Origin of the sequence: Streptomyces sp. NPDC002889 (assembly GCF_042888425.1) — a bacterium.
Classification (GTDB): domain Bacteria; phylum Actinomycetota; class Actinomycetes; order Streptomycetales; family Streptomycetaceae; genus Streptomyces.
Window position 1 is genome coordinate 95,669 of sequence record NZ_JBIAPT010000010.1, and the last position, 17,796, is coordinate 113,464.

Here is a 17,796-nt window from a genome sequence, read left to right on the forward strand (position 1 = left end):
CCGGTGACCGACCGCGTCACCGGCCGACGGCCACCCCAGCACAGCAGAGATCCACTGCCACGAAGGGGAAGCCATGACAGCGACGACCGACGGAAGCGGCGGCCCCTTGCGGGCACGCGCGGCCGCGGCCAGTGAACGGACCGACACCCGATCTGCCGAGGCTCTCGCCCCGAGCGACATCCTGGAGGCCGCCCGGCGGGCCGCGGAGCGCTCGACCGGGCATCTGCTGGCCCGGCAGGACGCCCAGGGCTGGTGGAAGGGCGACCTCGAGACCAATGTGACCATGGACGCCGAGGACCTGCTGCTGCGGCAGTTCCTCGGGATCCAGGACGCCCGGACCACCGACGCGGCCGCCCGCTTCATCCGGGGCCGGCAGTGCGACGACGGCACCTGGGCCACCTTCTTCGGCGGGCCCGGCGAACTGTCCACCACCATCGAGGCCTATGTCGCCCTGCGGCTGGCCGGCGACCGGCCGGACGACCCGCACATGGCCCGTGCCTCGGCCTGGATCCGCAAGCAGGGCGGCATCGCCGCCGGCCGCGTCTTCACCCGGATCTGGCTCGCCCTGTTCGGCTGGTGGAAGTGGGACGACCTTCCCGAACTTCCGCCCGAGCTCATCTTTCTTCCGACGTGGATGCCGCTGAACATCTACGACTTCGGCTGCTGGGCGCGGCAGACCATCGTGCCGCTGACCGTGGTCTCCGCCAAGCGGCCGGTGCGCCCCGCCCCCTTCCCGCTCGACGAGCTGCACACCGACCCCCGGATGCCCAATCCGCCCAAGCACCTCGCGCCTGCCGCGACGTGGGACGGATTCTTCCAGCGCGCCGACCGGGCGCTGCACCTGTACCACAAGGTCGCGCCGCGCCGGCTGCGCCGCAGCGCCATGAACGCCGCGGCACGCTGGATCGTCGAGCGGCAGGAGAACGACGGCTGCTGGGGCGGCATTCAGCCACCGGCCGTGTACTCCGTCATCGCCCTCCACCTGCTCGGTTACGACCTCGGGCATCCTGTGATGCGCGCCGGCCTCGAGTCGCTGGATCGTTACGCCGTCTGGAGCGAGCAGGACGGACTGCCCGTGCGCATGGTCGAGGCGTGCCAGTCCCCGGTGTGGGACACCTGCCTCGCCACCATCGCGCTCGCCGACGCCGGACTGCCCACCGACCACCCGGCCCTGGTGAAGGCCGCGGACTGGATGCTCGGCGAGCAGATCGTGCGGCCCGGCGACTGGTCCGTACGCCGGCCGGGACTGCCCCCGGGCGGCTGGGCCTTCGAGTTCCACAACGACAACTACCCCGACATCGACGACACCGCCGAGGTCGTCCTCGCCCTGCGCCGCGTGAAGCATCCGCACCCGGACCAGCTCGACATCGCCATCGAGCGCGGTGCGCGCTGGAACCTGGGCATGCAGTCGAGGAACGGCGCCTGGGGAGCGTTCGATGCCGACAACACCAGCCCGTTCCCCAACCGGCTGCCGTTCTGCGACTTCGGCGAGGTGATCGACCCGCCGTCCGCGGACGTCACCGCGCATGTCGTGGAGATGCTGGCGTACGAGGGCAAGGCACACCACCCTCGCACCCGCCGGGGCATCCAGTGGCTGCTCGCCGAACAGGAGCCGAGCGGCGCCTGGTTCGGACGCTGGGGCGTCAACTACATCTACGGCACGGGCTCGGTGGTACCCGCGCTCACCGCCGCCGGGTTGCCTCCCTCGCACCCCGCGATCCGCCGCGCGGTCCGCTGGCTCGAATCCGTCCAGAACGACGACGGCGGCTGGGGTGAGGATCTGCGCTCCTACCTCCCCCAGAGACTTCGTCCCGGGGGGACCCACGTGAACCGCTCGATGGGCCGTGGCGCCTCCACGGCCTCCCAGACCGCCTGGGCGCTGCTCGCCCTGCTGGCGGCGGGGGAGCGGGACAGGAAGCCGGTTGAGCGCGGCATCGCCTGGCTCGCAGCGACCCAGCTGGAGGACGGGTCCTGGAACGAGCCGTACTTCACCGGTACCGGATTCCCGTGGGACTTCTCCATCAACTACCACCTCTACCGGCAGGTCTTCCCGCTCACAGCGCTCGGCCGGTATGTGCACGGGGAGCTCTTTGCCCCCCGTGCGGCCCCGCGCAAGGGGGGCTGATGGCGGATTCCGTGGAGTCCACCGGCTCCGCCGCGCCGCTGCTGATCGCCTGCGCGCTCGGCATCGAGAGGTTCGCGCTGCGCAGTGGCGACCACAGCGATGCCCGCGGCCAGGTGACCGTACTGCGCACCGGAATGGGTCCCGCGAACGCACAGCGCGCGGTGCTCGCCGCCTGCGGTGACGGGCCGCTTCGGGATGCCGCCGTCATCGCCTCCGGCTTCTGCGCGGGGCTCGCGGCCGGAATGCACCCCGGCGACCTGGTGGTCGCCGAGCGGACCCGGCTCGCAGGTGCGCACACCGTCTGCACCCACCCGGAGCTGCTGGTGAAGGCGCTGGCCAGGGCCGTGCCCGGTCGCACCGTGCACTGCGGGCTGTTGACCGGCGCCGACCATGTCGTACGCGGACACCAGCGGGCCGAGCTGCTGGCCACCGGCGCCATCGCGGTGGACATGGAATCGGCCGCCACCCTGAGCGGCGCACTGGATGCCGGACCACGTCCGGTTGCGGCTGTCCGGGTGGTCGTGGACGCTCCAGAGCATGAGCTGGTCCGGATCGGCACGGTACGCGGTGGAATATCAGCTTTCCGTGTTCTTCGTGCCGTACTCCCCGCTTTTCTCGAATGGCACCGTTCTTTGCTGCTCCCCAGGAGGTGAGCCAGATGGCCATGCCGCTCCGCCAGACCATCAGGGTCGGGACCTATCTCGTCGAACAAAAGCTCCGCCGCCGTGAGAAGTTCCCGCTCATCGTGGAGCTCGAACCGCTTTTCGCCTGCAATCTCAAGTGCGAGGGCTGCGGGAAGATCCAGCATCCGGCCGGGGTGCTCAAGCAGCGCATGCCCGTGGCGCAGGCGGTCGGGGCGGTGCTGGAGTCCGGGGCTCCGATGGTCTCCATCGCGGGCGGCGAACCTTTGATGCACCCTCAGATCGACGAAATCGTCCGGCAATTGGTGGCGAAGAGGAAATACGTCTTCCTCTGCACCAACGCTCTGCTGTTGCGCAAGAAGATCGAGCAGTTCACCCCCTCCCCGTTCTTCGCCTTTGCCGTGCACATCGACGGGCTGCGTGAGCGGCACGACGAATCGGTGGCCAAGGAAGGCGTGTTCGACGAGGCCGTGGAGGCGATCAAGGAGGCCAAGCGGCGCGGCTTCCGGGTCACCACCAACTCGACGTTCTTCAACACGGACACCCCACAGACCGTCATCGAGGTGCTCAACTACCTCAATGACGAGCTCGAGGTGGACGAGATGATGATCTCCCCCGCGTACGCCTACGAGAAAGCGCCCGACCAGGAGCACTTCCTCGGTGTCGAGCAGACCCGGCAGCTGTTCAAGAAGGCCTTCGCAGGAGGCAACCGGCGTCGCTGGCGGCTCAACCACTCGCCGCTCTTCCTCGACTTCCTCGAGGGCAAGGCCGACTTCCCCTGCACCGCGTGGGCGATCCCCAATTACTCCCTCTTCGGCTGGCAGCGCCCCTGCTACCTGATGAGCGACGGATACGTCCCCACGTACCGGGAGCTCATCGAGGACACGGACTGGAGCAAGTACGGCCGCGGCAAGGACCCGCGCTGCGCCAACTGCATGGCTCACTGCGGCTACGAGCCCACCGCCGTACTGGCCACCATGGGCTCGCTGAAGGAATCGATCAGGGCGGCCCGCGAAACCGTCACCGGGAGCCGATGACACCGCAGGGGAAGGGGGTTCGGCCGTGACGATTCTTCAGACCATGCGGGGGCCGCACGTCCTTGGTCCGCCGGGTGGGGAGGAGCTTGTCGAACTCACCCAGGAGATCCGCGAGTTCCCGATCCGGACGGTCGCCACAAGCGGCGGCCGTCCGGGCGCCGACCTCGGGCACCGGCCGGTCCCGATGGTGGAGGACAACGGCCGCAGCCGCGGAGTGGGCCGGGCGGTCGGACAGGCGCTGCGCGAGGCCGGTGTGGCAGGGCAGTCAAGGAGAGCTGAGCTATGACCGAGCGGCCCAAAGGCTTCGATCTGGCGGCGCTGCTCGCCGAGCGCGGGGCCGAACGCTACGACCTGCATGCACGCCACCTCAATCACCAGCTGCCGCGCATGCTGCACACCATCGGCTTCGACAAGGTCTACGAGCGGGCCGAAGGCGCGTACTTCTGGGACGCCGACGGCAACGACTATCTCGACATGCTCGCCGGCTTCGGGGTGATGGGGCTCGGTCGCCACCACCCCGTCGTACGCAAGGCCCTGCATGACGTCCTGGACGCCTCGCTGGCCGATCTGACCCGCTTCGACTGCCAGCCGCTGCCGGGGCTGCTCGCCGAGAAGCTGCTGGTGCACACTCCGCACCTGGACCGGGTGTTCTTCGGCAACAGCGGTACGGAGGCGGTGGAGACCGCGCTGAAGTTCGCCCGGTACGCCACCGGACGGACCAGGATTCTGTACTGCTCGCATGCCTTCCACGGGCTCACGGCGGGGTCCTTGTCGGTCAACGGAGAGCCGGGCTTCCGGGACGGCTTCGCACCGCTCCTGCCGGACACGGCCATCGAGCTGGGTGATCTGGACGCACTGGAGCGGGAGCTGCAGGGCGCAGATGTGGCGGCCTTGGTCGTCGAGCCCATCCAGGGCAAGGGCGTGCACGCCACACCTCCCGGATTCCTGCGCGCCGCCCAGGAGCTCCTGCACCGGCACAAGGCTCTGCTGATCGCCGACGAGGTGCAGACCGGTCTCGGGCGCACCGGGGACTTCTACGCGTTCCAGTACGAGGCCGGGGTCGAACCGGACCTGGTGTGTGTGGCGAAGGCTCTCTCAGGGGGCTATGTGCCCGTCGGCGCGACCCTCGGCAAGGACTGGATCTTCAAGAAGGTCTATTCGTCCATGGACCGGGTCCTGGTGCACTCCGCCAGTTTCGGCGCCAACGCCCAGGCGATGGCCGCCGGACTCGCGGTGCTCGCGGTGCTGGAGGACGAGCACGTCGTCGCGAACGCACGGGTGACGGGCGAACTGCTGCGCTCCCGTCTGGCGGCTCTCGTCGACCGCTACGAACTGCTGCACGCGGTACGCGGGCGGGGGCTGATGATCGGCATCGAATTCGGCAGGCCGGAGTCGATCAAACTGCGCGGCCGCTGGACCATGCTGCAGGCCGCCCGCAAGGGGCTCTTCGCGCAGATGGTGGTGGTGCCGCTGCTGCAGAAGCACCGGATCCTCACCCAGGTGTCCGGCGACCACCTCGAAGTGATCAAGCTGATTCCGCCCCTGATCATCGGCGAACGGGAAGTGGACCGCTTCGTCGAAGCGTTCACTGCGGTGATGGACGATGCCCACGGCGGTGGCGGCCTGATGTGGGACTTCGGCAAGACGCTGGTGAAGCAGGCTGTCGCGAACCGATGATTTTTGCCTGAGAGGCAAGATGTTTGCCTGTCAGGCAAACTTCTGCCCAAATGGAGCCATGACCAATCCCGCTGCCGGGGCCGGGACCGAGGGCCTGCCCCACGTCGCGCCACGCCTGCGTGATCTGCGCCGCCGCCAGAGGCTCACCCTCGAAGCCACAGCTCGGCGCGCCGGCCTTTCCCCCGCCCACCTCTCCCGGCTCGAGACCGGACAGCGCCAGCCGTCGCTGCCGATGCTGCTCGCTCTCGCCAGGATCTACGGTACGACCGTCGGTGACCTGCTGGGCGAGCTGCCGCCCGAGCGTGAGCCGGTTCTGCGGGCCGGCCGCCGGGAGCCGGCCGAGGTCGACGGCTGGGCCTACCACCAGGTCGGTTCCCCGGGCCGGGCCATGCAGGCCCTGCGGGTGGTCGTGCCCTACGGCGCCCAGGGCGATCTGGTGCGTGTGCATCCCGGCGAGGAGTGGCTGTACGTCCTCGGCGGACGGCTGCGGCTGACCCTCGGCGACACCGCGCAGGAACTCGCCGCCGGGGACAGCGCGCATTTCGACTCGCTCACCCCGCACCGCCTGGCGGCAGCCACGCCGGAGGGGGCCGAACTGCTGTTCGTCCACACCCTGCTGCAGACCCCCGATCCGCACCCGCACACCTGAGCCGCCGCGCCGTCCGCGCTCCGTCCCGATCCAGAACCGAAAGGACCGCCGTGCCGAAGAAGTCCGCCATATCCAAGAAGTACGAGGACCGCTTCCCCCGAGGGCTGGTCATCCGGCTCTTCGTCTATCTGATCGCCGGCCACCTGTTCGCAGGGTTCCTCTATCTCCTCTTCATGGTGGGCGGCGATCACTAGGACTCGAGCGGGTCACGCCTCGTCAAGGAGTCGCGCGCGCAGGCGCTCGCGCGTCTCGGGGGAGATCCCGAGGCCCTCGGAGAGGTAGCGCTCGGTGCCGCCCCATGTCCGCTCGATCTGGTCGAAGGCCGCGGCCAGGTACTCGGCGCGGGCGTCGAACAGCGGGCTGAGCAGCTCCATCACCTCGGGCGCCATCGCGGCCGGGGAGTCGTCCTTGCGCCGGACCAGGTAACGACGACGCGGGTCGTTGGACTTGAGGTAGTCCGCCTCGATCGCGTCCCGCTCCACACCGACCGCGAGCAGGGACACGGCGATCGAGAGGCCGGCTCGGTCCTTGCCGGCGGCACAGTGCATCAGCGCCGGGACGCTGTCCTCGGCGAGCGCGTGCAGCACCTGACTGTGCTCGGTGGTGCGCTGCTCGATGATCACTCGGTACGAGGCGATCATCCGGCCCGAGGCCTTGCCGTCAGCGAGGATCGACTTGAGCTGGTCGAGGTCGCCCTCGCGCACCATCTTCCAGAACTCGGCGCCGTCCGCCGGGTCGGTGAGCGGCAGATTCACATTGCGCACGCCCGGCAGTTCGACGTCCGGGCCCTCCAGCTGCTGGTCCGCGGCATTGCGGAAGTCGAAGATCGTGTGCAGCCCCAGCCCGGCGAGGAAGGCCGCGTCGCTCGCGGTCGCGTTCGCCAGATGGCCGCTGCGGAAGAGCCTTCCGGACCGCACCTGTCGGCCGTCCACGGTCGGCAGTCCGCCCACGTCCCGGAAGTTTCGAACCCCGGTCAGCTCGGGTTCTGTCGACGGGGCCTGCGGCAGCTGCTGCGTCACGTGGACTCCTGAGGTCACTGCCGCAGGCGCTGCTCGCCGACGGCGGCGTGGTGTGGTGCCGACGATACGACACACGGTTCATCAGGCAATCATCTCGACTGCCGCGCAAGGGCGTCACGGGTACGGACGCCGAGGCGCTCGTGGCCCGGGGCAGCCACCTCCTGGCCGTTCGAGACGCAGCCCGGCGGTCGCGAGGTCGCAGTGCTGCGGCGAGCGGCTGCCTGCGGTCAGGCTGCCGGGTGGAGGCACGGGCCGCGTACGAGTGCCTGGTGACCGGCGTAGCGCGCCGGACCGTGCTGCCGCATCACGGTCCGCACGCCGGGCCGACGGGCGGCAAGGATGCTGGGGTGGTCCGGCCGTGACGTGTCGAATGCCGTGCCGCGGCATGTGTTTGTCAGGGCCCGAGAGGGGTGTCGCACATTCATCGGCGGAAAAGGTGCTGTGTGAATTCAAGGGGGGCTCATGGCCCTGTCGGGGATGAATTCACGGGTGTCGCGAGGTGACGGGACGGGTCTGGAGAAGTGACCGGCGTCACTTTCGTTCTCTGTCGGCGAGGGCGAATTGCGCTGATCGTCGCGTGGCTTGATGTGCCCGTGGAGGTGTAAATCGGAAATGGGGCTTCTGTCCGAATTGACTGGTTCGGCATGGCGTGTCCCGATAGTGGGGGGATGGGATTCGGGCCGTGAGCGGGATCATATTCGTAACCGTCCGTGGCCGTGCTCCGGGATGAATTCCGCTGGCGGTGCGGGGGTCGAAGATCCGTAATCGACGGAGCGTAACCGGAAATCTCCGGTAATTCTGCCCTCCGGCATTGCTGGGTGAAAACGGTGGCTTGTACCGGCCTGTCGGACTCGCTTACGGTCACCGCAATCCGGACGGACCGCCTAATCCTGCCGCCGACCGGAATTCGAACCCATCCACGCGTGGCAGGAGCGGGGGACCCAGGTAGTACGCCGTAACCGAACAATTCGGACGGCTTGGGGTTAAGTCGGGCATCGCCCCGACCGGGCATCTCCAGCCCGAACCCGACAGCTCACCTCGCCGGCGCCGGAGAGGAAAGCGCCATGCCCGCAAAGGGTAAGCACCGTCGTCCCAGGACCAACCCGATCAGCCGCGGCTTCCTCGCCGCCGGTACGGGTGGCGCCGCCATCGCCCTCCCGCTGCTGGGTGCCGCCGGTGCCCACGCCGCCGGCAGCACCGCCCCCGCAGCCGCGACCGAGAAGGTCGCCGCGCAGGCCCCTTCCGCCTTCTCCACCGGGTCCGCCGCCCAGGCACCCGCCGGCAAGAAGGCCATCACGTACTCGGTTGTCGCCGGCGACTACCTCGCCAAGATCGCCGACAAGCACCATGTGCGCGGTGGCTGGCAGGAGTTGTACGCGGACAACCGCGAGGCCGTGGGCGAGAACCCCTCGCTGATCCACCCCGGGCTCAAGCTGACCATCGGTGCGAAGTCCGAGGCGAAGGCCCCTGCGACGTCCGAGTCCCGGTCCGAGTCCCGGTCCTCGCGTGACGACGCGCGCAACGCCTCGGCCGCCAGTGCCGAGCCGTCGGCCGAGCCGTCGGCCGAGCAGCCCTCGGCGCCCGAGCAGAGCGCGCCGGAGACCTCCGGGCCCTCGACGCCCGAGCAGCCCTCGACGCCCGAGCAGCCCTCCGGCTCCGGCTTCGCCGCGCCCATCAGCGGCGCCCAGATCAGCACCCCCTACCGTGCCGCCGGTGCCATGTGGTCCAGCGGTTACCACACCGGCGTGGACTTCGCTGCCTCCACCGGGACTTCCGTCAAGTCCGTGGGCGCGGGCACCGTCGTCTCCGCCGGCTGGGGCGGCGCGTACGGCAACGAGGTCGTCATCCAGCACACGGACGGCACCTACTCGCAGTACGCCCACCTCTCCTCGCTGTCCGTCTCCAGCGGCCAGTCCGTGACCGGCGGCCAGCAGATCGGTCTGTCCGGCTCGACCGGCAACTCCTCCGGCCCGCACCTCCACTTCGAGATCCGGACCGGTCCCGGCTACGGTTCCGACATCGACCCGCTGGCCTACCTGCGCCAGCACGGTGTCTCCCTCTGATCGCCCTGACTCCCTGACAGGTCTCGGGCCGTTGCGCCGACTCCCCCGTCACCGCTCGCGCGGGGCGGGGGAGTCGGTGTATTGCGGACCTGATCCTGCCTGGTGGCACAGATCACTTCGCGTCAACCCCTCCTTACGGTCGCGTAGGTCACATCCGTAAGGGAAAGATGTGGTCCCGTGGCAGACGATTCGAGAACAGAGAACAGTGGCGCATTCGGGTCGTACGCGGCGATCGGTGACAGCTTCACCGAGGGCGTCGGAGACCCGGGACCCGGCGGGACGTTCGTCGGATGGGCGGACCGGTTCGCGGTCCTGCTGGACGACCGTATGCCGGAGCACACATTCCGGTACGCGAACCTCGCTGTGCGCGGCCGGCTCCTCGACCAGATCGTGGAGGAACAGGTGCCGAGGGCCAAGCAACTCGCCCCGGACCTGGTGACATTCTGCGCGGGTGGCAACGACATCATCCGGCCGGGCAGCGACCCCGACCACGTCGCGGAGCGCTTCGAGCGGGCCGTCGCCGACCTCGCGGGCGCGGTCGGCACCGTCATGGTGACGACCGGTTTCGACACGCGCGGAGTGCCGGTACTGCGTCATCTGCGCGGCAAGATCGCCACTTACACCGCCCATGTCCGGGCCATCGCCGACCGCTACGACTGCCCCGTACTCGACCTGTGGTCACTCAAGTCCGTGCAGGACCGGCGAGCTTGGGACGCCGACCGGCTCCATCTGTCACCCGAGGGGCACACCCGGGTCGCGCTGCGAGCCGCCCAGGTGCTCGGACTCGAAGTGCCCGCCGACCCGGACCAGCCGTGGCCGCCGCTGCCGCCGCGCGGCGCGCTCGAGGTGCGCCGCGACAACATCCACTGGGCGCGCGAGTACCTGGTGCCGTGGATCGGGCGCCGCTTGCGGGGCGAGAGCTCCGGCGACCATGTCGAGGCCAAGCGCCCGGATCTGCTGCCCCTGTGACCCTGGTCGGCCGCGCACCGTATGTCCGGGACGCGTACGAGCGATGCGGTGGACCTGAGACGCGGACGGAGGGACCGCGCGGCAGACAGCGGCAGGCGAGCGGCAGTTGTCGGGGCGGGCCGGTCAGCGGGCGGTGGCGGTGAGGGCGGCGCGGTCGACGCCGAGTTCGCGGGCGAGAGCCTCGTCGGTCCACTCCAGCATCGCCGCGCGGGACAGGGAGCCGGCGTACGACGTCATCTGGACGGCCAGCCCGTCCAGGAAGGCCGTCAGCCGCCAGGCGGCCGCGGCCGGGTCCTCGCACGGGAACTCACCTGCGGCGGCGCCCTCGGCTATGACCTCGGTCAGCGCGGCTTTCCACTGCTGGTCGAGATCGCGGGCCACACCACCCAGCGCCGGTTCGCGCAGCGCGACCGCCCACCCTTCGATCCACAGTCGCCAGCCCTTGGCCTGCCCGGTCGGTGCGTACCAGCGCACCGCGGCGCGGAGCCGGCGCAGCGCGGAGGTGCGGCGTCCGAGCAGCTTGCGCAGATGGGCGAGGTCGCCGTCGGCGGCGTAGCAGAACGCTGCGGCGACCAGCTTCTCCTTGGTCGAGAAGTGGTAGAGCACCAAGGCGCTGCTCACCCCCAGGGACGCGGCCACATCGGCGATACGCACGGCCGCCACGCCTCGCTGCTCGATCTGCTCGACGGCGGCGCACAGCAGTTCCTCCCGCCGCTCCGCCACACTCAACCGGACTCTGCCCACAGCGTCACCCTACACAGCGGATCTTGGGACCGACCGCCCCTTTCGGCGGCCGATGCCAGGCTCGTCGTCCGTCCACCGCGGACCCGGTCCGCGGGTCCAACACGGCTGTGCCGCGTGGCCACTTGACCGCTCCTCGGCCGTGCCCCAGCCCGACGTGAACGGCACGTCCGCCACGCCTTGTCGTGCCGGACGTGCCGCATCAGCCGGCCCCGTGCCTGACGGGTCAGCCGGTGACCGCGGTCCGCGTCGCCGGCGCGGGGACCTCGCAGTGGTCCTTGAAGCCCTGGCTCGTCAACCCCAGTGCGGCGTTCATCCGCGAGCGGAGGTTCTCCACGGCGACCATGGCGGTCAGCTCGACGAATGCCGCCTCGCCCAGCGCCGCGAGCAGCCGGCCCGCGAGGTCGTCCCCGACCTCCGGCGGATTGGCTGTCATGGCCTCGGCGTACTCCATGACATCCCGCTCCAGCGGGCTGTACACATCGCTCTCGCGCCACACGGGCACATCGCGAACCTTGCGCGCGTCCATGCCGCGCCGCCGGCTCTCCCAGTGGCCGAAGTCCATGCACCAGCTGCAACCGATCGACGCGGCCGTGGCCATCACGGCCAGTGCCTTGAGGTCCTCGTTCAACTGGTTCCACTTCGCCACCGAGAGCTCGAAGCGGATGTCGGTCCGCAGCACCCGGGGGTTGTGGCCCAGTGCCCCGACGGGGTCGAGGACCCTCCCGTACGAGCGCTTGGAGTACCACTGGACGATGCGCAGGAACAGTGAACGCGGCGGGGTGAGCGAGATGCGGGCCATGAGGGGCCTCCATGTTCTGTCGTGACCGGTCCGGTCGGTCCGGTCGTCGTGCGGTGCGCCTGCACGGATACGACGGATGGGCAGCCCGTGGATGTGACATGCGCGGGCACTGAATGTGCGCGGGATCAGGAACACCGGAATGCGGGGAGGCGTTGCCTGGTCATGACGGAAATCGACGCACAGTCGGATGCGACGCCGGGTCCGGACCAGGGTTCCCAGCCGGACGCGCAGCAGGAGGCGCTGCTGAAGCTCGTCGCCGAGCAGGACGGCGGGGTCCTGGTGACGATCAAGCGGGACGGCCGCCCCCAGCTGTCGAACGTGAACCACGCCTACTACCCGCAGGAGCGGATCATCCGGGTGTCCATCACCGACGACCGCGCCAAGACCAGGAACCTGCGCCGGGACCCCCGGGCCGGCTACCACGTCACGAGTGGTGACCGCTGGGCGTGGACCGTCGTGGAGGGCACCGCGGACCTCTCGCCCGTCGCCGCCGATCCCCACGACGCCACGGTCGAGGAGCTGATCACCCTCTACCGGGACGTGCAGGGCGATCACCCCGACTGGGACGACTACCGGCGAGCCATGGTCGAGGACCGGCGGCTCGTCCTGCGCCTGCGGGTGGAACGGGCCTACGGGCAGCCGCGGGCCTGACCTTCGTCACCCACATGCGGGATCGATCCTGTCCCGCCGTACCCCCATGCACAGCCGTATCCCCCATGCACAGACGCACATAATGGGAAGTCCCCGAGCAACAGGAGGTGCCGTGACCGGCGCTGGTTCCCCCCGATCGCTGCGCTCCCGGCTGCGCTCGCTCCGAACGGCCGCTTTCGGCGCCGACCCGGCGGGTGAGCGGATGGAGCGCATCCGCCGCTCGCCGAACTTCGCCGACGGGGTGTTCCAGAATCCTGTGGGGGCGCGAACCCGCCCCTCCGGCAGCTCCATGGTCGAATTTGCCAAGATCTACTTCCAGAAGGAGGCGCGGGCGCGCCGGTCACCGATCGGGACCGTGCCCGTCCACCCCACCACGGTCGCCGACCTCGCCAAGCCTGCGGCTACCGGACTGCGGCTCACCTGGATGGGGCACTCCAGCGTCCTGGCGGAGATCGACGGCCGCCGGGTGCTCTTCGACCCGGTCTGGGGAGAGCGCTGCTCGCCCTTCGACTTCGTCGGTCCCAAGCGGCTGCACCCCGTCCCGGCTCCGCTCGCGGCCCTCGGCCCGGTCGACGTCGTCGTCATCTCCCACGACCATTACGACCACCTGGATCTGCCCACCATCCGGGAGCTGGTCTCCACGGACACCGTCTTCGCGGTGCCGCTGGGCGTCGGCGCCCATCTCGAGCGCTGGGGCGTGTCCGCGGACCGTCTCCGCGAGCTGGACTGGAACGAATCGACCAAGGTGGCCGGGCTGCGGCTCACCGCCACCCCCGCCCGCCATTTCTGCGGCCGGGGGCTGCGCAACCAGCAGCACACGCTGTGGGCGTCCTGGGTCGTCGAAGGCTCCGAGCACCGGATCTACCACAGCGGCGACACCGGATACTTTCCCGGTTTCAAGGACACCGGTGCCGAGCACGGCCCGTTCGACGCCACCATGATCCAGATCGGTGCGTACAGCGAGTACTGGCCCGACATTCATATGACCCCGGCCGAAGGCATGCAGGCCCACCTCGATCTCCAGGGCGGGCAGCCGGCCGGCGTGATGCTGCCGATCCACTGGTGCACCTTCAACCTCGCGCCGCACCCGTGGGCCGAACCGGGCGAGGGCACCGTCGCTGCCGCCTCGCGGGCCGGGGCGCGTATCGCGCTGCCCCGACCCGGGGAGCCGTTCGAGCCGACGGGCGAGAGCGTTCCTGTCGCACAGTGGTGGCGTTCCGTCGCGACCGCGCCCGCGGGTGGGTGGGGTGCCTCCGCCGGGACCGGCACCCCGGAAGTGGCTCCTACCGCCTGACCCGCCCGCGCCCGACTCCGGCCCCCCGCCGGCACCCGCCCCCGACCCCGCCGCCGCGACTGATCCGGCCGCGGGGTCGCGCGCCTTCGGGCTGTCGTACGAGACGTCATACCAGAGCGCGACGAATCACGGGCAACTTTGTCAACTGCCCCTCACCCGTGCCCGCTTGCCGACTACCGTGTGTGGCCGGCGAACAACGGTGGGCTCCTCCTGCATGCCCGGGTCCAGCGTCGAGCCGATACCGACCAATTGCACTACGTCGTTTTCCTGGGGCCCACGTACCAAGGACGCTGATGTCTCAACTACGAGCACCCGCCGCGCGGTCCGACCGCAGAGAGGGCGGGCGCCATGGCCGCCCAGGCGCCCGCTCCCTGTCGTCGTCGGGGAGAGCGCACCCCGCGCCGTCGTCGCCCGAAGCCCGCATACGCCCTCAACTCCTGCGCACCGCGGTCCTGCCCACCGTCGCCGCCGCCCTCAGCGGCGCGGCCGCGGTGATCGTCACGATCCGTGCCGCCTCCCCCGAGCCGACCATCGGCCTGTGGGTGTCACTCACCGCCATGGCCGCGCTCGCCATAGCGGCTGTCGCGGCCGCGGCGGTGGGCGCGGACCGTACGGCCGCATCCGTACTCGGCCGCTGTTCCGCACTGCGCCGTACGACCGCGCGCGGACACGGCGAGCTGCGCACCCTTGTCGACCAGCTCAGACGCGGTGAGGGCCCGCCCGCCCGCCGCGCGCCGGCGCCGGCCCCGAATGGCGGCGACGAGTTCGATCTGCTGACACACGAGCTGAGCCACTCGCACGACGCCGCCGTCGCGGCCGTGGTACAGGCATCCCGGCTCTCCAGCAGTGTCGGAAACGAACAGAAGGTCGAAGTCTTCGTCAACCTGGCCCGGCGGCTGCAATCGCTGGTCCACCGCGAGATCCAGCTGCTGGACGAGCTTGAGAACGAGGTCGAGGACCCCGAGCTGCTCAAAGGCCTCTTCCACGTGGACCACCTGGCCACCCGCATCCGCAGGCACGCGGAGAACCTGGCCGTGCTCGGCGGCGCGATCTCCCGCCGCCAGTGGTCCAACCCGGTCACCATGACCGAGGTTCTCAGGTCCGCCATCGCCGAGGTCGAGCAGTACCCGCGGGTCAAGCTGGTGCCTCCGATCGACGGCACCCTGCGTGGCCATGCCGTCGCCGACGTGATCCATCTGCTGGCCGAACTGGTCGAGAACGCAACCCTGTTCTCCGCGCCGCACACCCAGGTGCTGCTGCGCGCCCAGCACGTCACGGCGGGACTGGCCGTCGAGGTCGAGGACCGCGGCCTGGGCATGCCGCTCGGGGAGCAGGACAAGATGAACGCGCTGCTGGCCGACCCCGACCAGGTCAATGTCGCCCATCTGCTGCAGGACGGCAGGATCGGACTGTTCGTCGTCTCCGCCCTGGCCCGCCGCCATGGCATCGCGGTACGGCTCCAGACCAACATCTACGGCGGCGTACAGGCCGTTCTCGTCCTGCCGCAGGGCCTGCTCGGCGCCGACCCCGACCGGGTCGCTCAGCCCGAGGCGGTTGGGGCGCCGCACGACAGCACGCCCCGGATCATGGCCGGCTCGCCGCCCTCGCTGCCGTTGCCCCAGCAGGTGTCCGAGGCCCATGCCACGTCCGCGGCCCACGCCCATGCCCAGCCGCAGCCGCTGTCCCAGCAGGGGCACGTCCAGCCGCAGCGGCCCATGCCCGCGCAGCGCGAACCGGCGCCCTCCGTCACCGGGACCAGCCCGTTGCCCGTACGGGGTGCACACGGCGACCGCCCCAATCCGGCCGCCGCCCGCCCCGGCACGGACCGCCCACCGCAGCCCGATCCCGCGGAGAGCGCCCGTACCACGCCGACCGGCATCCCGGCCGGCCCCGTGGGACCCGGCGGCGTGGGCCGCCCCCAACTGCCCAAGCGCCGCAGCCAGGAACATCTCGTCCCCCAGCTGCGGGACACCCCCGCACCCCGCAGGGACGAGGACCACACCCTGCACGACCCGGGCCTGATGGCGGCCTTCCAGCGGGGCACAGGCCTCGCTGAGTCGCAGTCGCCCTCGCCCCCCGTACACCCCACCCAGCAGCGCACCGACAACACCCCCAAGGAGTAGATGACCATGGCGAGCGACATGCCGGCCGGTCATGTATCGGACCTCGACTGGCTGCTCAGCGGTCTCGTCCAGCGCGTGCCTTACACCCGCAACGCGGTACTGCTCTCCTCCGACGGCCTGGTGAAGTCGGTGCACGGCCTGGACACCGACAGTGCGGACCACATGGCCGCGCTCGCCTCGGGCCTCTACTCCCTTGGCCGCAGCGCAGGAGCCAGGTTCGGCGACGGCGGCGAGGTGCGCCAGGTGGTCGTGGAGCTCGACTCCACCCTGCTGTTCGTCTCCACGGCCGGATCCGGCACCTGCCTGGCCGTGCTGGCGGGCCGCGAGGCCGACGCCGCGGTCCTCGGCTACGAGATGGCGATGCTGGTCAAGAGTGTGCGGCCGTATCTGATGACGCCGGCCAGACAAGCAGCGGGGGCGACGCCGAGCGCCACGGGTCAATGATCGTGCCAACGCCCACGGACGGGCCGCTGCTCGACGACGCGGCCGGGCGGCTGATCCGTCCGTACACGGTGAGCGGCGGCCGTACCCGTCCTACGGCCGCCCTCGACCTGCTGTCCATGGTGATGGCCACCGGGAGCGCGCCGCAGCCGCAGCTCGGTCCCGAGCACACCATGGCGCTCGGACTGTGCGGCTGCCCGACCTCGGTCGCCGAGATCTCCGCGCACCTGCGGCTGCCGGCGGTCGTCACCAAGGTGCTGCTGTCCGACCTGGTGGACTGCGGCGCGCTGACCGCGCGAGCCCCGCGCAGCCATGACACACCCACGGACCGTTCTTTGCTGGAGGCGGTGCTCGATGGCCTACGACGGCGGCTTTGAAACCGGGGACCTGTTCCCCACCGCACTCAAGATTCTGGTCGCAGGCGGCTTCGGCGTGGGCAAGACGACCCTCGTGGGCGCGGTGAGCGAGATCGACCCCCTCAATACGGAGGAGTTGCTGACCCAGGTCAGCGCGGCCACCGACAACCTGGACGGCATCGAGTCCAAGACAACCACCACGGTCGCCATGGACTTCGGCCGGATCACCCTGGACGCGCGCCATGTGCTCTACCTCTTCGGCACGCCCGGGCAGGAGCGCTTCTGGTTCATGTGGGACGAACTCTCCGAGGGCGCGCTCGGAGCGGTCGTCCTTGCCGACACCCGCCGGCTCGAGGACTCCTTCTCCGCCGTGGACTTCTTCGAGCGGCGCGGCATCGGATTCGTCGTCGCCGTCAACGAGTTCGACGGCGCCTACCGCTACGAGCCGGAGGAGGTGCGGGCAGCGATCGACCTCAAGCCGGAGGTCCCGGTCGTGCTGTGTGACGCGCGGATCGCCAGCTCCGGGATCGGGACCCTCGTCACGCTGGTCCAGCATCTGCTCACCACCACCGCGGTGCCGGGCGCCCCGGCACCCAGCTATGGAGCTCCGACATGACCTACGACCCCACCGGCCATCTGCTGCTGACACCGGTCGACCGCGAGGCTCCCGTCCGGGTGCAGCGGCTGCGCCAGCTGGGATTCGGAGACCGACCCGACCCGGCCTTCGACGAATTCGCCCGCAAGCTCGCCGAGGTGACTGGGGCCCCGTTCTCCATGGTCAACTTCATCGACGAGCACCGGCAGTTCTTCGCCGGGCTGCACACGCCGACGGGTACGCACCGGGGCTCCGACCCGGGTGCGGCGTCGGGTGGCGGCGGCGCGGTCAGCCGTTTCATGGCGCGCGACCACGGCTACTGCCCGCATGTGGTGGTGCGCCGCAAGGCGCTCGTACTGGAGGACGTCTGCGACTACCCGCGCTTCGCGGGCAATCCGGTCGTCGACGAGATCGGCATCCGTTCCTATCTCGGGGCCCCGCTGATCGACCGTACCGGGATCGCGCTGGGCACGATCTGTGTGGTGGACACCGAGCCGCGGCCCTGGGGCCGGGCGGGACTGGAGACCATCAAGTCCCTTGCCGCGGAACTCGTCGACCAGATCCACCGCCGCGAGGACGGCAGCTTCTGAGGCGGCGTTGCCGGGCGCACTCC

Annotated in this window: 19 protein-coding genes and 1 riboswitch; of the genes, 16 read left to right on the forward strand and 3 right to left on the reverse strand. The window is 70.2% G+C overall.

Features of this window, described 5'->3' with window-relative positions:
• The first annotated feature begins 73 nt into the window (after positions 1-73).
• The 7 genes from shc to ACFYWI_RS16905 are packed head-to-tail and all read left to right on the forward strand — an operon-like array spanning position 74 to position 6,323.
• Positions 74-2,125, forward strand: coding sequence for a squalene--hopene cyclase (gene shc, locus ACFYWI_RS16875; RefSeq protein ID WP_389232066.1), 2,052 nt, complete (start codon positions 74-76; stop codon positions 2,123-2,125).
• Positions 2,125-2,778: a 1-hydroxy-2-methyl-2-butenyl 4-diphosphate reductase gene (locus ACFYWI_RS16880; RefSeq protein WP_389232069.1), complete on the forward strand. Its 654-nt coding sequence runs from the start codon at positions 2,125-2,127 to the stop codon at positions 2,776-2,778. Before shc ends, ACFYWI_RS16880 begins: the two co-directional genes overlap by 1 nt.
• A gap of 5 nt (positions 2,779-2,783) precedes the next feature.
• The gene (gene hpnH, locus ACFYWI_RS16885) at positions 2,784-3,803 is read left to right on the forward strand and encodes an adenosyl-hopene transferase HpnH (RefSeq protein WP_389232072.1); all 1,020 of its coding nucleotides are present in this window, start codon (positions 2,784-2,786) and stop codon (positions 3,801-3,803) included.
• Positions 3,804-3,828: 25 nt separating this feature from the next.
• Entirely contained in the window at positions 3,829-4,089 is a 261-nt protein-coding gene (locus ACFYWI_RS16890; protein WP_389232075.1) for a hypothetical protein, read from the forward strand.
• The gene (locus tag ACFYWI_RS16895; RefSeq protein WP_389232078.1) at positions 4,086-5,480 is read left to right on the forward strand and encodes an aspartate aminotransferase family protein; all 1,395 of its coding nucleotides are present in this window, start codon (positions 4,086-4,088) and stop codon (positions 5,478-5,480) included. The genes ACFYWI_RS16890 and ACFYWI_RS16895 overlap by 4 nt, the downstream gene beginning before the upstream one ends.
• A gap of 58 nt (positions 5,481-5,538) precedes the next feature.
• Positions 5,539-6,129 carry a helix-turn-helix domain-containing protein gene (locus tag ACFYWI_RS16900; RefSeq protein WP_389232081.1) on the forward strand — a complete coding sequence of 197 codons (591 nt, stop codon included), beginning with the start codon at positions 5,539-5,541 and terminating at the stop codon, positions 6,127-6,129.
• A 50-nt stretch (positions 6,130-6,179) separates the two neighbouring features.
• Positions 6,180-6,323: a DUF6126 family protein gene (locus tag ACFYWI_RS16905; RefSeq protein WP_389232084.1), complete on the forward strand. Its 144-nt coding sequence runs from the start codon at positions 6,180-6,182 to the stop codon at positions 6,321-6,323.
• A 12-nt stretch (positions 6,324-6,335) separates the two neighbouring features.
• On the opposite strand, the gene ACFYWI_RS16910 is transcribed toward ACFYWI_RS16905, so the two are convergent.
• Positions 6,336-7,148 (reverse strand): tyrosine-protein phosphatase, encoded by an 813-nt coding sequence (locus ACFYWI_RS16910; protein WP_389232087.1) that lies wholly within the window; start codon positions 7,146-7,148, stop codon positions 6,336-6,338.
• A 904-nt stretch (positions 7,149-8,052) separates the two neighbouring features.
• A riboswitch (cyclic di-AMP (ydaO/yuaA leader) is annotated at positions 8,053-8,210 on the forward strand.
• A gap of 2 nt (positions 8,211-8,212) precedes the next feature.
• Here ACFYWI_RS16910 and ACFYWI_RS16915 point away from each other — a divergent pair.
• Together ACFYWI_RS16915 and ACFYWI_RS16920 are read left to right on the forward strand one after the other, a co-directional pair.
• Entirely contained in the window at positions 8,213-9,211 is a 999-nt protein-coding gene (locus ACFYWI_RS16915) for a LysM peptidoglycan-binding domain-containing M23 family metallopeptidase (protein ID WP_389232090.1), read from the forward strand.
• A gap of 177 nt (positions 9,212-9,388) precedes the next feature.
• Positions 9,389-10,180 (forward strand): SGNH/GDSL hydrolase family protein, encoded by a 792-nt coding sequence (locus tag ACFYWI_RS16920; RefSeq protein WP_389232093.1) that lies wholly within the window; start codon positions 9,389-9,391, stop codon positions 10,178-10,180.
• Between the two features lie 123 nt (positions 10,181-10,303).
• On the opposite strand, the gene ACFYWI_RS16925 is transcribed toward ACFYWI_RS16920, so the two are convergent.
• Both ACFYWI_RS16925 and ACFYWI_RS16930 read right to left on the reverse strand, forming a co-directional pair.
• On the reverse strand, positions 10,304-10,924 hold the full coding sequence (locus ACFYWI_RS16925; protein ID WP_389232096.1) for a TetR/AcrR family transcriptional regulator: 621 nt from the start codon (positions 10,922-10,924) through the stop codon (positions 10,304-10,306).
• Positions 10,925-11,147: 223 nt separating this feature from the next.
• Entirely contained in the window at positions 11,148-11,723 is a 576-nt protein-coding gene (locus ACFYWI_RS16930; RefSeq protein WP_389232099.1) for a carboxymuconolactone decarboxylase family protein, read from the reverse strand.
• 162 nt (positions 11,724-11,885) lie between these two features.
• On the opposite strand from ACFYWI_RS16930, the gene ACFYWI_RS16935 reads away from it, so the two are divergent.
• From ACFYWI_RS16935 to ACFYWI_RS16965, 7 genes are all read left to right on the forward strand, one after another.
• On the forward strand, positions 11,886-12,374 hold the full coding sequence (locus ACFYWI_RS16935; protein WP_389232102.1) for a PPOX class F420-dependent oxidoreductase: 489 nt from the start codon (positions 11,886-11,888) through the stop codon (positions 12,372-12,374).
• A gap of 112 nt (positions 12,375-12,486) precedes the next feature.
• Positions 12,487-13,668: an MBL fold metallo-hydrolase gene (locus tag ACFYWI_RS16940; RefSeq protein WP_389232105.1), complete on the forward strand. Its 1,182-nt coding sequence runs from the start codon at positions 12,487-12,489 to the stop codon at positions 13,666-13,668.
• A 293-nt stretch (positions 13,669-13,961) separates the two neighbouring features.
• Entirely contained in the window at positions 13,962-15,791 is a 1,830-nt protein-coding gene (locus ACFYWI_RS16945; protein WP_389232108.1) for an ATP-binding protein, read from the forward strand.
• Between the two features lie 6 nt (positions 15,792-15,797).
• A complete protein-coding gene (locus ACFYWI_RS16950) occupies positions 15,798-16,235 on the forward strand; it encodes a roadblock/LC7 domain-containing protein (protein WP_389232111.1) in 438 nt (145 codons plus the stop codon).
• Positions 16,232-16,609, forward strand: coding sequence for a DUF742 domain-containing protein (locus ACFYWI_RS16955; RefSeq protein WP_389232114.1), 378 nt, complete (start codon positions 16,232-16,234; stop codon positions 16,607-16,609). Before ACFYWI_RS16950 ends, ACFYWI_RS16955 begins: the two co-directional genes overlap by 4 nt.
• Positions 16,587-17,204 carry an ATP/GTP-binding protein gene (locus ACFYWI_RS16960; protein WP_389232117.1) on the forward strand — a complete coding sequence of 206 codons (618 nt, stop codon included), beginning with the start codon at positions 16,587-16,589 and terminating at the stop codon, positions 17,202-17,204. The genes ACFYWI_RS16955 and ACFYWI_RS16960 overlap by 23 nt, the downstream gene beginning before the upstream one ends.
• The gene (locus ACFYWI_RS16965; RefSeq protein WP_389232120.1) at positions 17,201-17,773 is read left to right on the forward strand and encodes a GAF domain-containing protein; all 573 of its coding nucleotides are present in this window, start codon (positions 17,201-17,203) and stop codon (positions 17,771-17,773) included. Before ACFYWI_RS16960 ends, ACFYWI_RS16965 begins: the two co-directional genes overlap by 4 nt.
• The last annotated feature ends 23 nt before the right edge of the window (positions 17,774-17,796 follow it).

Excerpts from the sequence above, each read along its gene's own strand:
- ACFYWI_RS16935 (WP_389232102.1), top strand. The coding sequence starts at position 11,886 with ATGACGGAAATCGACGCACAGTCGGATGCGACGCCGGGTCCGGACCAG.
- ACFYWI_RS16965 (WP_389232120.1), top strand. The coding sequence starts at position 17,201 with ATGACCTACGACCCCACCGGCCATCTGCTGCTGACACCGGTCGACCGC.
- shc (WP_389232066.1), top strand. The coding sequence starts at position 74 with ATGACAGCGACGACCGACGGAAGCGGCGGCCCCTTGCGGGCACGCGCG.
- ACFYWI_RS16960 (WP_389232117.1), top strand. The coding sequence starts at position 16,587 with ATGGCCTACGACGGCGGCTTTGAAACCGGGGACCTGTTCCCCACCGCA.
- ACFYWI_RS16895 (WP_389232078.1), top strand. The coding sequence starts at position 4,086 with ATGACCGAGCGGCCCAAAGGCTTCGATCTGGCGGCGCTGCTCGCCGAG.
- ACFYWI_RS16915 (WP_389232090.1), top strand. The coding sequence starts at position 8,213 with ATGCCCGCAAAGGGTAAGCACCGTCGTCCCAGGACCAACCCGATCAGC.
- ACFYWI_RS16955 (WP_389232114.1), top strand. The coding sequence starts at position 16,232 with ATGATCGTGCCAACGCCCACGGACGGGCCGCTGCTCGACGACGCGGCC.
- ACFYWI_RS16950 (WP_389232111.1), top strand. The coding sequence starts at position 15,798 with ATGGCGAGCGACATGCCGGCCGGTCATGTATCGGACCTCGACTGGCTG.
- ACFYWI_RS16880 (WP_389232069.1), top strand. The coding sequence starts at position 2,125 with ATGGCGGATTCCGTGGAGTCCACCGGCTCCGCCGCGCCGCTGCTGATC.
- ACFYWI_RS16900 (WP_389232081.1), top strand. The coding sequence starts at position 5,539 with ATGACCAATCCCGCTGCCGGGGCCGGGACCGAGGGCCTGCCCCACGTC.
- hpnH (WP_389232072.1), top strand. The coding sequence starts at position 2,784 with ATGGCCATGCCGCTCCGCCAGACCATCAGGGTCGGGACCTATCTCGTC.
- ACFYWI_RS16945 (WP_389232108.1), top strand. The coding sequence starts at position 13,962 with ATGTCTCAACTACGAGCACCCGCCGCGCGGTCCGACCGCAGAGAGGGC.
- ACFYWI_RS16930 (WP_389232099.1), bottom strand. The coding sequence starts at position 11,723 with ATGGCCCGCATCTCGCTCACCCCGCCGCGTTCACTGTTCCTGCGCATC.